A 13535-nucleotide genomic window follows, 5' to 3' on the forward strand; every position below is an offset into this window, starting at 1 on the left:
GAACTATTGTTATAATTATAATAGGAAAAGTTTTTAAATAATGCAAACTTTTTTATATTGTTTATAATTACATTTTTTAGTTGTTATAATATAATTAATAATGTATATTAGATTTTTAATAAATAAGGGGGACATTAAATGTTATCTATACCTAGATGGTTAGCAATTACTATAATAATTGTTGGTAGTAGTATTTTATTAATTAAAGCTATCAGTAAGTTTAGAATAAAAAGAAAAGAGTATATGAATAAAAAAATTATTGAAGCTGCTGAGGAAGGAGACTTAGTAGCACAAGTTATATTGGCAGATATGTATTATCATGGTGATAAAATAGAAAAAAGTTACGAAAAAGCATTAGAATTATATAAATTAGCATCGGAACAAGGTGATGAATATGCACAAATGTCAGTAGCTTATATGTATTGTAATGGTGAAGGTACTGAAAAGGATTGTGAAAAAGCTTTTCTTTGGTATAAAGTTGTAGCAGAAAGGGAAAATGAACATGCACAATTAAATATAGGCTATATGTATCATAATGGAGAAGGTGTAGAGGTAAACGAAGAGGAAGCTTTAAATTGGTATAAAAAATCTGCTGAAAGCGGAAATATCATTGCAAAATATAATATAGGTTCTATGTATTATAGTGGGCATGGTATCGAAATTAATTATAAAGAAGCTTTTAAATGGTACTTATCATCAGCAGAAGGAGGATATATCGCTGCTATACTTAGAGTATCAGATATGTATTTTGAAGGACAGGGCGTAGAAAAAGATGATGAAAAAGCATTATATTGGTCAATAAAAGCTGCAGAAAAAGGAAATATAGATGCAAAATATAATTTAGGATTTTCTTATTATAATGGTATAGGAATAGAAAAAAATTATAAAGAGGCCTTTAGATGGTATAAGAAAGCGGCAAAAGATGGTGATGAGGAGGCTCAAATTGCTATTGGTAATATGTATAGAGATGGGGCCTATGTGAGAAAAGACATAAATCAAGCTTTAAAATGGTATAAGATGGCTGCAACACAAGGATGCTTAGATGTACAGAAAGCCATTGCAGATTCCTACTTTAAAGGAGTAGATGTAAAGCAAAATTATAAAGAAGCTTTTAAGTGGTATGAAAAAATGGTTGAGCAAGGAGAAACTTATGGAGAAGTAAGCATAGGAGATATGTACTATAATGGATGCGGAGTGAAGAAGAATTATGCTAAAGCACTAGAATACTATAATAGAGCTGCAGAAAAAGGAGATTCAAGCGCCCAATATAACATTGGAGTAATGTACGAGAATGGACATGCTGTTCCTCAAAGCTATGAGAAAGCATTATATTATTATAAATTGTCTTCAGAAAAAGGCCATATTCAAGCAACTTTTAATGTAGGAGTGTATTATTATAAAGGAAATGCTACTCCACAAGATTATAATGAAGCTAAAAAGTGGTTTGAAAAAGCTATTGAATTAGGTGATGTAGAGGCACTTTCTGCTATTGGAGATTTTTATTATTTTGGTAGAGGCATAGAAATAGATTATAAAGAGGCCTTTAAATGGTATGAAAAAGCTGCAGAAAATCATGTAGCCGTTGGATACTTTAATTTAGCTTATATGTATGAACATGGAGAAGGGGTAGATATTAATTTGCAAAAGGCTAGAGAACTTTATGAAAAAGCAGCTAATTTAGGGGATAGGGATGCAGTAAAGGCTTTAGAAAAGTTACATAATTAAGGGTAAAAAGAACTTATAAAGAAATTATTAATTTATTATATTTAAAGTGTAAAATAATTTTTTAAATTTATTCAGTAATTTAACGTTAACAATAAAATATTAATATTTAGAAAGTCTTAGAATTATTCTAAGACTTTTTATTTTACGTATATTTCCAAATAATTAATTAATATTTTCTTATTCTTGCACTAGATTAAAATTACAATTTTTTAAAAATAAATTTAATTGACTTTTAAATGTGTATAAATATTAAATAAAAAATTAACATATGATGAAAGTTTTACATTAATTTCAAATTATTATAATTAATTCACAATTAGTTCAAAGAATGTAAACACTTTTTGTAGCATAATGTAGTAATATTTAGAATAAAAATTAATATTCTATATTATTAGCTAAATTTATAGAATATAAAGGGGAGGATGGATTATGTTAAAGAAAAGGATATTAGCGGCCCTTTTATCAATGGCAATGCTAGTTGGAACTGTGGGATGTTCTAAACCTAGTACTGGTGAAAAAGATAAGGAAAATACCAGTAATCAAGAGCAAAAACAAGAGAATACAGAAGAGAAAAAGGATTTTAAAATTGGAGTTATAACCGGTACAGTTTCTCAAGGAGAAGAAGAGTACAGAGCAGCAGAAAAAGTAAAGGCTGAATATGGAGATATGATAGTACTACAAACATATCCAGACAATTTTACTAAGGAGCAGGAAACAACTATAGCTAATACATTAAGTTTAGCTGCTGATCCAGATGTAAAAGCCATAGTATTCGTTCAAGCAGTACCGGGAGCCAGTGCTGCAATTGATAAAGTTAGAGAAAGCAGACCAGACATGCTATTTATAGCAGGAGTTCCTGGAGAGGATCCAGCTATGATATCATCAAAAGCTGATGTAGTATTGCAAATTGATGATGTGGGAATAGGAACAAAAATGGTTGAACAAGGTAAAAAAATGGGAGCAAAAACTTTTGTTCACTATTCTTTTCCAAGGCATATGTCTTATGAAATGTTAGCTAAAAGAAGAGATAATATGAAGGCTGCCTGCGAAAAAGAGGGGATAAAGTTTATTGATGCTACAGCACCAGATCCAACGGGTGATGCAGGAGTTCCAGGAGCTCAACAATTTATATTAGAAGATGTTCCAAGAAAGATTAAGGAGTTTGGAAAAGATACAGCATTTTTCTCAACTAACTGTTCAATGCAAGAACCTTTAATTAAATCTACACTTCAAGAAGGAGGTATATTCCCTCAACAATGTTGCCCATCTCCATATCACGCATATCCAGGTGCATTGGGAATAGAAATTCCAGAAGATAAAAAAGGTGATGTTAGTTATATAGTTGAGCAAATAGGTACCAAAATTGGTGAAAAAGGTGGAAAGGATAGATTTTCAACTTGGCCAGTACCTGTAAATATGTTATTTGTTGAAGCTGGAGTAGAATATGCTAAAGCTGTATTAGAAGGAAAGTCTAAAGGAAACAATGATCAAGGTCAAATAGAAGAAACTTTAAAATCTTTAACAGATAAACCTTTTGAACTTTATAAATATAAAGATGAAGCATCAGGAAAAGTTTATGATAATTATTATCTATTATTATCAGATTATATAAATTTCTAATAACAATCTATGGTTCCAAAGGAGAGCTCTCCTTTGGAACTAATAAAATATATTATTTCAACAGTTAGGGGGGACACTGGATGAATGAAAAATATGTTTTAAGAATGGAGAATATAGGGAAAGAATACTTCGGAAATAATGTATTAAAAGGAGTAAATTTAAAAATAAAACCAGGAGAAATACATGCTCTGCTTGGTGAAAATGGAGCAGGAAAATCTACCCTTATGAATATACTTTTTGGAATGCCAGTTATACATTCAACAGGCGGTTTTAAAGGAGAAGTTTATTTAAATGAGGAGAAGATAAATATTAAGTCTCCTAAAGATGCAATGAAACTAGGTATAGGAATGGTACATCAAGAGTTTATGCTTATACCGGGATTTACTATTACAGAAAATATAAAACTAAACAGAGAAATAACTAAAAGTAATATTATAAGCAAAGTTTTTGGCAAGAGATTAAGAGCTCTTGATATAGATACTATGAATGTACATGCTAATAAAGCTTTAAAAACTACAGGAATTGATATAGACGAAAGGACAATTGTTGGAGGATTACCAGTAGGATATATGCAATTTGTTGAAATTGCACGGGAAATTGATAAGGAAAATGTAAAACTTATGGTTTTTGATGAACCAACAGCGGTTTTAACTGAAAGTGAAGCAGAAACCTTGATGAAAGCTATGAAAAAAATAGCTGAAAGTGGTATAGCTATTATATTTATAACTCATAGATTAGATGAAGTTATTAAAACGGCAGATAACATAACAATACTTAGAGATGGTGAGCTTGTTGCTAGCAGAGAAGTTTCTAAGACCAATGTGGTTGAACTTGCTGAACTTATGGTAGGTAGAAAGCTGGATATCTCAGCTAAAGAATTTAAAGACCATGAAAATGATGAAACAATAATTTCTATAAAAAATCTTAAAGTAGAAATGCCTGGTGAGAGAGTAAAAGATGTAGATTTAGAAATTAAAAAAGGTGAAATTTTAGGTATAGGAGGCCTAGCTGGTCAGGGCAAGATTGGTATAGCAAATGGAATTATGGGTTTATATCCAAGTATGGGAAAAATTGAATATAAATCTGAAGAACTTCCATTAAATGATACAGAAAAAGCCTTAAAAAGTAGACTTGCATTTGTTTCTGAAGATAGAAGAGGAGTGGGATTATTACTAGATGATTCAATAGAAACTAATATAGTAGTAACTTCTATGCAAATCAATAATAATTATTTTCACAAAATAGGACCTATGAAAATAATGAATAGCGGGGAAGTAAGAGAACATGCTCTTAAGATGATAAAAGATTTAGATATTAGATGTACAGGCCCTACTCAACCTACAAGAAGATTAAGCGGAGGAAATCAACAAAAGGTTTGTATAGCTAGAGCACTAACTTTAAATCCTGAGGTTATATTTGTATCTGAACCTACTAGAGGAATAGATATAGGAGCTAAAAAATTAGTGCTGGATTTATTGGTTAAGCTGAATAAAGAAGAAGGAATGACAGTAGTAATTACATCGAGTGAATTAAATGAATTAAGATCTATATGCGATAGGATTGCTATAGTAACGGAAGGTAAGATATCTGGAATATTAAAACCAAATGCCTCTGATGCAGAGTTTGGATTAGTAATGTCAGGTCTAAATTCTAATTTAAAAGAGGGGGGAGAATAAATGAAGGAAAAGCTTAAAGGTATTGTAGATAAGTTTGGACTTCCTAGGGTTATAATAACTGCTTTTTTTATACTTCTTTGTATACTTGCAGTAGTGCTTAAGTTACCGATAAGCATGCTGATATCCGATATGCTCGTAAGATTTGGTATGAATGGAGTTCTGGTTTTAGCTATGGTACCGGGAATATTATGTGGTATAGGGCTTAACTTCGGATTACCTGTAGGAATATTAGCAGGAATATTAGGAGGCCTTATAAGTATAGAACTTAATCTTAGAGGAGGAATAGCATTCTTAGTGGCAGTGGCAATTGCTATACCTATTGCAGCGCTAGTAGGATATGCTTATGGATTGCTTCTTAATAAGGTTAAAGGTTCAGAAATGATGATAGGAACTTATGCAGGATTTTCAGCAGTTTCTCTTATGTGTATAGGATGGCTATTATTGCCTTTCAAGAGTTCTGAAATAAGGTGGCCTATAGGGCAAGGATTAAGAACTACTATAACATTGGATGGTAGGTATAGTAAGGTATTAGATGATTTTCTAGCATTTAATATAGGAGAAGTTAAAATACCTACAGGACTTATACTGGCGTTTTTAGTGTGTTGCTTGCTAGTTTGGATATTCTTGAAAAGTAAAACAGGAATTATGATGGCAGCAGGAGGAAGTAATAATAAGTTTGCACGTGCATCAGCAATAAATGTTGATAAAACTAGAATTATAGGAACTGTATTATCAACAATATTGGGAGCAGTAGGAATACTTATGTATGCTCAAAGTTATGGATTTTATCAGCTTTATCAAGCACCTATGATGATGGGATTTGCAGCAGTTGCAGCAGTTTTAATAGGTGGAGCATCTACAACTAGTGCGAAAATATCTCATGTTATAATAGGAACATTTTTATTTCAAGGATTACTAACATTAGGTCTTCCTGTTGTAAATCAGATGGTTTCAGAAGGAAATCTATCAGAGGTTGTAAGGATAATTATAAGTAATGGAATAATCCTTTATGCATTAACAAAGGCAAGAGGGGGTGGCTCTGGTGAATAATAGCAATAACAGTTTCATTGATAAAGTAAAAGGTGGAATTTTTAATAATATGGTGACAATACTGTTTGTAGTGTTGTGTATTATAGGAATAAAATTATCAGGTCAATCAATTTCCTTTGTACTAACAGAGCTTGTAATAAGAATAGCTAGAAATTCATTTTTAGTATTGTCATTAATAATACCTGTAATGGCTGGTATGGGATTAAACTTTGGTATAGTAATTGGTGCGATGGCAGCACAAATTGCTATAATTGCAGTTACTCATTGGGAAATATCTGGACTGGGAGGTTTTATGCTTTGTGTACTTTTAAGTACTCCTCTTGCAATCATATTTGGATATTTAACAGGAGTTTTATTAAATAAAACAAAAGGTCAAGAGATGATTACCAGTATGATATTAGGATTTTTTGCTAATGGTCTTTACCAACTTTTATTTCTATTTTTAGTAGGTACTTTAATACCTATGAAAAATACTAAGCTTATGATTCCTGGTGGAGTGGGTATTAAGAATACAGTAGATTTAAATGGTGGAATAAAATATGCCTTAGATAATATATGGAAAAAGAATGGGCTGGATGTACTTTACTATGGAGTAATAATAGCCATTGTTATGATATTATTATGGTCTATTTTTAAATATGTAAAATATAAGAATAAAAGTATAAGTTTTTATAAAAGAGAGATTATGCTAGTTGTAATGTGTGCTCTTTTATATGCTTTATTGTATATACCTTATATAACAAAAACTTTATCTGTAGTATCTGTGCCTATAGTAACTATGATAATAATTTTAGTATTATGTTTATTCAATATATTAATTTTTAAGACTAAATTGGGTCAAGATTTTAGAACTGTAGGTCAAAGTTTAAATGTTGCTAATGCTTCAGGTATAAATGTAAATAAAACAAGAGTTATAGCTATAATAATTTCAACAGTGCTTGCTGCTTGGGGACAATTAATATTCCTACAAAATATAGGAACATTAAATACTTATGGAAGCCATGAACAGGTAGGTATGTTTGCAATAGCTGCTATTTTAATAGGCGGTGCTACTGTGTCTAAAGCTACAAACAAGCAGGCGATATTAGGAGTTGTATTATTCCATACCTTATTTATAGTTTCACCTATGGCAGGTAAAAATTTATTTGATAATGCACAAATAGGAGAGTATTTTAGGGTATTTGTAGCATATGGAGTAATTTGCGTATCCTTAGCATTATATGCTTGGAAAAAACTTGTGGAAAGTAAACGTGATTTAAAGTCTGAATAAAATATAAATATGCAAGACTAGCTTAATAATATTAAGCTAAATCTTGCATATTTTTTAATGTATGGGAAATCCACACTATGGCGCATATGTGATCGCATCTTTTATACCTTATTAAGATAAGCAAGTTCTTATAAAGTAATATATGTAATAAGTGTAAATATGTGATTAAAAGTAATGGATATTTTTATAATGGATTTAAAAATAAATTCTATAAAAAAATAATAATATTCGCTTATTATATACTATTAAAAATGATACCTCATATCGTATAAGGTAGTTTTACACATAATACAGTATACTTTGTTAATAAGTCGATTTTTAAAACTAAAACTGTGGATATTTTATATAAGATTAGAGATAAGAATAATATGAAAGTAAAAAATTCTATATTACTTCTTTATAATTATGGTAACTTTATAATTATGTTTTATTAGATCTATTTACTTATACGAAGCAAGTTTAACACTATATAATTATCTTTTTAATATTATCTTTAATAAGCTTTACCATAGTGTTATTATGCTATAAGAAAAAACTAGAAAATTTAATTAATTTTTAATCTCTTTATATATATTTACTAATTTTACGATGATAAATTGTCAATATAGTAATTAGTTATCTAGGGAGGAAAAGTATTATGAGAATCAAGTCTCCTAAAGTTAATGGATTTTTATTCTCAGGCTTTGAGAAGGTGGGGGATTATTCCTATGAAGAGAGAATGACAGTTTCAGGAGCGAGAAATAAGACCTTAGTTTTATTATTAGTTATGATAGCATCTAGTGCAATATCATGGTACTTAATGAATGGTAAATATATAGGTTCATCTATATGGCTTATATTATTAGGTGTAGGAATGATACTACCACTTGCTATAGTAACAACCATAAGTCCTAAATCTTCTTCTTTTGCTGCTCCCTTCTATGCCATAGGAGAAGGATTTCTATTAGCTGGTATATCATTGCAAGTTGAAAAATATTATTCAGGAATAGTTATGCCTGCAATATTATTAAGTATAGCAATAGCAATTTCCGTATTGCTTATTTATCAAGAGATAGGAAGATTGTCTTCAAAATTCATAAAGGGAGTATTTATAGCTACCTTTGGAATAGCAATAAGTTATTTAATTACATTTGTAATTTCCCTATTTGGAGTTAATATACCTTTTATTCATACAAGTGGACCTATGAGCATACTGTTATCTATAGTAGTAATAGGAATTGCAGCATCTAACTTATTAATAGATTTTGACTTTGTATGCAGAGAAGCAGAAAGCGGTGCCCCAAAGTATATGGAGTGGTATAGTGCAATATCAATAATGGTTACTCTGGTGTGGATGTATCTAGAGGTATTGGAGTTACTTGAAAAAATAAAAGATGGGGATTAAAATTTATAATAATTTTAAAAAAGTATATTTCTAAAAAACCAACATATTTACTGTTGGTTTTTTATATTAAATTAATGAATTATAATTTAGAAAGTATTATAATGTATATAAATAAAAAATATAATAATATATATATACTAAAGGGGAGAGCTATGAATATAGATTATATAGGAGCTTTACAGCTCATGTTATTAGTACTCTCCATAACAACTATATTTCTATATTTAAAAGGATATACAAGACAAATAAAAGAGTTATCTAAAAGTTTTATTAATGTTATAACTAACAAAATTCTATCCTATAGTAAAAATCTTTGGGTAATTCATTATGAGGTCTTTGAGAAATATGGTGTATGGAGGTTTGTTACGAAGTTTTAATTATAAATAATATTTATGAAATATATTACTAGGAGTGATTTTATGAGTATTATTTATAATGTATTAACTGAGTTATTAAATTCTATATTTAATTTAGTAGGAGATTTTGGTATAGCTATAATTATTGTAACTGTATTAGTTAAGCTTATATTACTTCCAATGTCTATAAAACAGAAAGTCAATATGGAAGAGCAAAGAAAGCTTAGCGAAAATATTGCAAGATTAAAGGAAAAATATAAGGATAATAAAGAAAAGCTAGATAAGGAGTTACAGGTACACTATAAGGAAGCTTCAAAGAGCATGAAAGGATGTTTAACAACGTTAATTCAGCTTCCAATAATTATGGGACTGTATAGGGTGATAATATCTATGCCAATTGAGGTAGGTACTATAATAATTCCATGGGTATATAGTATAAAAGCAGTAGACAATTATTATATAGCACCAATAATATATGCATTAGTTTCGCTAATGCCTCAACTATTAAATTATGTAGGATATTTTAAGTTGTCGTCAAAGGTAGCAATAAATAAAGTCTCTATAATTAGTACAGCAATTGTTAGTCTTTTAATATCTTTTAAAATGCCTGTTGCTCTAATAATATACTTTATTACAAACAGCATTTTTTCAGTTATTGAAGAGATTATATTTAGAATATATATGAAAAATAAAGCCACTATATAAAGAGATCCCTATGCTAGTACTAGTATAGGGATTTTAAAATTTTCAAATAAAAATAAGATTATAGATCATATATATCAGAGAATTCAATGTTTATACTATTTAGAATATTTGATTTAGTAACTTCATCAATAGTATAAATAGCATTTTCTTTTGAGTTGTTAATAGGTAAGGAGATAGTAAAGGCCGATCCCATATTTAATTCACTTACTAAAGATATATTACCACCGTGAAGGTTTATAAGACCTTTTACTAAAAATAATCCGAGTCCACTTCCCTCTACATTCCTAGAAAGAGAAGTATCTACTTGACTAAATTTGTCAAATATATGGGCTTGATTCTCTTTAGAAATACCTATTCCATTGTCAGAAATACTTATATAAACATAGTCTGTATCATAAGTTATATTTACAAAAATATTCATTTTACGAGGTGTAAATTTAATAGCATTAGATAATAAATTCAATATTATTTTTTCAAACTTATTGTAATCAATGAGTGTAAATAATTCTTCATTATCAGTATCAAATATTATAGATATATCTTTAAATTCTATATACTCATTAGCGTAGGTGCATAAATTCTCGATTACATTAACTACATTATAATTTTGTAAATATAATATTAAAGAATTATCATCTAAAGCAGAGATATCTAAGATATTGTTTATTAATCTTAATAACCTTAAACTATTTTGATGTATGTCAGAGATTCTACCAGATACCTTTAAGTCGTTTAAGGTAGTCTTTTCGCTTTTAGAGTAAAGTTGTAATAATTGAGTTCCAGATAATATAACATTTAATGGAGTTCTAAATTCATGTGAAATATTATTCATAAAGTGATTTTTTAGTTGATTATATTTAAGTTCTTCTTCAAGCTTAATTTTTTCTTTCTTAGCTTGATGTTTTAATTTATTAAATTTCATTAGTTTAAATATAAGAATAGTAATTATAACTATAAATAATATTATTAGTATAGTTTTAGATAATTCAATCTTTCTTTTAGTTTTATTTATACACTTTTTACGGTAATTTCTACGATTTTTACATTTTTCATGGTTCATAGTTCTATAAGTTTTGTATTTGGAGGTTGAGGTTTTAGCGTATAAGTTTAATATAAAAGGATTTTTTGAAAATTTATTTTGATAAGTAACTGTATTAGCTTTAGTAGAGGCAGGAAAAATGATAAATATTATAAAAATTAAAATTAGAATTTTAATAATAGAAGAATATTTTTCTTTCATAAACATACCCCCTCTAAATTTTTAAGCATATTATACCATTTTGATAGTAAATTATTTGTATAATTAAGTTGAAAAAAATTTAATTTTTAAGAGTTTATTTGATTTTACGCAGTAAGAAATAACTTTATATAATTAAGTTTAATATCAAATTTAATTATATAAAAATATTTGAAATCATAAATCATAAAAAAGAATGTAAAATCAGCATTTATGTATTATTTCGACAATTATTTTAATTATATTTTTATTAAAATTTATAAATCATATCAAAAAAATATTTGACATAGCAATTAGACCATGATATTATAGCTTTAATTTATTTACGAACTAAATTTGATGAAGAGAACAAGTAAGTTATGATATCTGTCCTACAGAGAGTTGGCATTATGCTGAAAGCCAATGTTCAGAACATATCTGAAAATCATCTCTGAGAAGTAAAACTGAAACTTATTTTAGGTAAGTTTTACCGGAGTTCCACCGTTAAAAGGAACGCGTATCATGTGTACGTAGCTGAGTGCTATAAACTAATATAGTGTTTTTTTGGTTTATAGAATTAGGGTGGTAACGCGAGTACAACTCGTCCCTTTTATGGGGCGAGTTTTTTTATTTTTATATACCGGAAAATTATGGTTTTTCAAAAGTACTGATAGTAAAGAACTTATAAAAGTAAATAATTAATTTTACACTATAAATTACTTATCTATATAGAATTAAACATTAAATCTTATAAATAATAGCGCTATTAATATATATTAATTTTGATATGAGCATATTGTAAAAAACTAGCTAAATTTTACAAACAAGTTCATAAAACAATGATGGTTAAAAGATAATTTCGGAGGTGGTATTAATGGAATGTGACATAGATATTAAAAACTATTATAAAATTAATGAGTTTATATATGTTTGGAGGCAGAAATATGGAAAAATTATCAAAGAAAGATATAATGCTTATTAGCTTAATGCTTTTTTCAATGTTTTTTGGGGCAGGAAATTTAATAATTCCGCCTTTTCTAGGACAATCAGCAGGTACTTCTATGGGAAGTGCTATTTTAGGATTTATTCTTTCAGCGGTAGGACTACCGATATTAGGAGTGATTATTGTTTCTAAAGCTGGAGGATTACATAATTTAGCTAGCCGGGTACATCCCTTTTTTGCATCTGTTTTCACAGTATTAATTTATGTAGCTATTGGACCTTTTTTAGGGATTCCTCGCGCAGGAAGTTTGGCTTTTGAAATGGGAGTAGCTCCTTTCTTACCAAATCACATAAACTTAAGCGGGTGGATTCTTTTCTTATATACTTTAGTTTATTTTTCAATAGCCTTTTGGCTTAGTTTAACACCTTCTAAATTAGTAGAGCGTTTTGGGAAAGTTTTAACTCCTCTATTATTAATTCTTATTTCAACTATATTCATTTATAGCATATTTAAGCCACTAGGTAGTTTTGGTGCACCAAGTGGGGATTATGCAAAATTTCCTTTCTTTAAAGGATTTTTAGATGGATATATGACTATGGATACCATAGCTGCTTTAAACTTTGGAGTTGTAATTTCATTGACTCTTAAACAGATGGGCATTGAAAAAGAAAAATCCATTGTTTCAAATTCAATACGTGCAGGGTTAATAGCTGGTTTTTTCTTAACTATTATATATATCATATTGGCAGTTTTAGGTGCTTCAAATCAAGGAAGTTTAGAAACTACAGCAAATGGGGCAGTGATATTAACTAATGTAGTATTATATTTATTTGGTAACCCAGGCGTTGTATTATTGGGATTAATATTTTCATTAGCTTGCTTAACTACATCTGTTGGGCTCATTACATCTTGTAGCCAATATTTTGCTTCATTAACGCCAAAAATTTCTTATAAATATTGGGTTACGATACTGAGTATATCAAGTATGATTCTTGCAAACATGGGATTAACAAAAATTCTTATAATATCAGTGCCAGTTTTAACTGCTATTTATCCAATGGCAATTACCCTTATTCTTCTTTCCTTTGCTCATGACTTTTTTAAGGGAAGATCTAGTGTGTATATGTGTAGTATGATTTTTGTATCCTTAGTTAGTATTACTGAAGCTCTTAAACAATCAGGATTTAAGGTGGATGCTATAACTAATTTATTTAAGCATTTGCCACTTTACTCAATGGGACTTGGATGGATAGTTCCTGCTATAATTGGTGCCACTATTGGATTTATATTCACTTTTTCAAAGGAAAAGTTAGTTAATATTGAGATGTAATTAAGACATCATATAAAAAGCAACCTAGCTATTTAACTAGGTTGCTTTCAAAAAACAACTGTTAATTTTTTATTTTATAATTGCCAATTCTCCATTGATTAAAGTTATAAATTGAAATACTGGAGAACATAACTACATTATAGGGTTACATAATAAAAATTTAACTTATACATGATTTCAATTTCCATAATAAAATTTTTATCATGAATTAAAAATTAAGAATGAAAAATGAAGAATTATTGTTAAAACTCCACCGCCAA

The 13535-nt window shown here is 28.8% G+C and carries 10 protein-coding genes and 1 other annotated feature; of the genes, 9 read left to right on the forward strand and 1 reads right to left on the reverse strand.

The genetic code is table 11. The features are described 5' to 3' along the window. Positions 1-138: 138 nt before the first annotated feature. The 8 genes from ACWPW7_RS04085 (at position 139) to ACWPW7_RS04120 (ending at position 9786) form a co-directional block, all read left to right on the forward strand. Positions 139-1725, forward strand: coding sequence for an SEL1-like repeat protein (locus ACWPW7_RS04085; protein ID WP_454052491.1), 1587 nt, complete (start codon positions 139-141; stop codon positions 1723-1725). 429 nt (positions 1726-2154) lie between these two features. Further along, positions 2155-3345, forward strand: coding sequence for a DUF3798 domain-containing protein (locus ACWPW7_RS04090; RefSeq protein ID WP_454052492.1), 1191 nt, complete (start codon positions 2155-2157; stop codon positions 3343-3345). 80 nt (positions 3346-3425) lie between these two features. Further along, a complete protein-coding gene (locus tag ACWPW7_RS04095) occupies positions 3426-5021 on the forward strand; it encodes a sugar ABC transporter ATP-binding protein (protein WP_454052493.1) in 1596 nt (531 codons plus the stop codon). After that, entirely contained in the window at positions 5022-6071 is a 1050-nt protein-coding gene (locus ACWPW7_RS04100) for an ABC transporter permease subunit (RefSeq protein ID WP_454052494.1), read from the forward strand. After that, positions 6064-7341, forward strand: coding sequence for an ABC transporter permease subunit (locus tag ACWPW7_RS04105; RefSeq protein WP_454052495.1), 1278 nt, complete (start codon positions 6064-6066; stop codon positions 7339-7341). The genes ACWPW7_RS04100 and ACWPW7_RS04105 overlap by 8 nt, the downstream gene beginning before the upstream one ends. A gap of 637 nt (positions 7342-7978) precedes the next feature. After that, complete coding sequence (locus tag ACWPW7_RS04110) at positions 7979-8725, forward strand: Bax inhibitor-1/YccA family protein (RefSeq protein ID WP_454052496.1); 747 nt, start codon at positions 7979-7981, stop codon at positions 8723-8725. 152 nt (positions 8726-8877) lie between these two features. Further along, positions 8878-9102 (forward strand): hypothetical protein, encoded by a 225-nt coding sequence (locus tag ACWPW7_RS04115; protein WP_454052497.1) that lies wholly within the window; start codon positions 8878-8880, stop codon positions 9100-9102. A gap of 42 nt (positions 9103-9144) precedes the next feature. Then, a complete protein-coding gene (locus tag ACWPW7_RS04120) occupies positions 9145-9786 on the forward strand; it encodes a YidC/Oxa1 family membrane protein insertase (protein WP_454052498.1) in 642 nt (213 codons plus the stop codon). Positions 9787-9844: 58 nt separating this feature from the next. Here the strand turns inward: ACWPW7_RS04120 and ACWPW7_RS04125 are convergent, their stop codons facing one another. Next, positions 9845-11026: a sensor histidine kinase gene (locus tag ACWPW7_RS04125; RefSeq protein WP_454052499.1), complete on the reverse strand. Its 1182-nt coding sequence runs from the start codon at positions 11024-11026 to the stop codon at positions 9845-9847. A 327-nt stretch (positions 11027-11353) separates the two neighbouring features. Then, positions 11354-11614 (forward strand) — a binding site (T-box leader). A 332-nt stretch (positions 11615-11946) separates the two neighbouring features. Here ACWPW7_RS04125 and brnQ point away from each other — a divergent pair. Further along, the gene (brnQ, locus tag ACWPW7_RS04130) at positions 11947-13275 is read left to right on the forward strand and encodes a branched-chain amino acid transport system II carrier protein (RefSeq protein WP_454052500.1); all 1329 of its coding nucleotides are present in this window, start codon (positions 11947-11949) and stop codon (positions 13273-13275) included. Positions 13276-13535 lie beyond the last annotated feature (260 nt).

Source organism: Clostridium sp. Marseille-Q7071 (assembly GCF_965112025.1).

Excerpts from the sequence above, each read along its gene's own strand:
- ACWPW7_RS04110 (WP_454052496.1), top strand. The coding sequence starts at position 7,979 with ATGAGAATCAAGTCTCCTAAAGTTAATGGATTTTTATTCTCAGGCTTT.
- ACWPW7_RS04090 (WP_454052492.1), top strand. The coding sequence starts at position 2,155 with ATGTTAAAGAAAAGGATATTAGCGGCCCTTTTATCAATGGCAATGCTA.
- ACWPW7_RS04095 (WP_454052493.1), top strand. The coding sequence starts at position 3,426 with ATGAATGAAAAATATGTTTTAAGAATGGAGAATATAGGGAAAGAATAC.
- ACWPW7_RS04115 (WP_454052497.1), top strand. The coding sequence starts at position 8,878 with ATGAATATAGATTATATAGGAGCTTTACAGCTCATGTTATTAGTACTC.
- ACWPW7_RS04120 (WP_454052498.1), top strand. The coding sequence starts at position 9,145 with ATGAGTATTATTTATAATGTATTAACTGAGTTATTAAATTCTATATTT.
- brnQ (WP_454052500.1), top strand. The coding sequence starts at position 11,947 with ATGGAAAAATTATCAAAGAAAGATATAATGCTTATTAGCTTAATGCTT.
- ACWPW7_RS04085 (WP_454052491.1), top strand. The coding sequence starts at position 139 with ATGTTATCTATACCTAGATGGTTAGCAATTACTATAATAATTGTTGGT.
- ACWPW7_RS04125 (WP_454052499.1), bottom strand. The coding sequence starts at position 11,026 with ATGAAAGAAAAATATTCTTCTATTATTAAAATTCTAATTTTAATTTTT.
- ACWPW7_RS04100 (WP_454052494.1), top strand. The coding sequence starts at position 5,022 with ATGAAGGAAAAGCTTAAAGGTATTGTAGATAAGTTTGGACTTCCTAGG.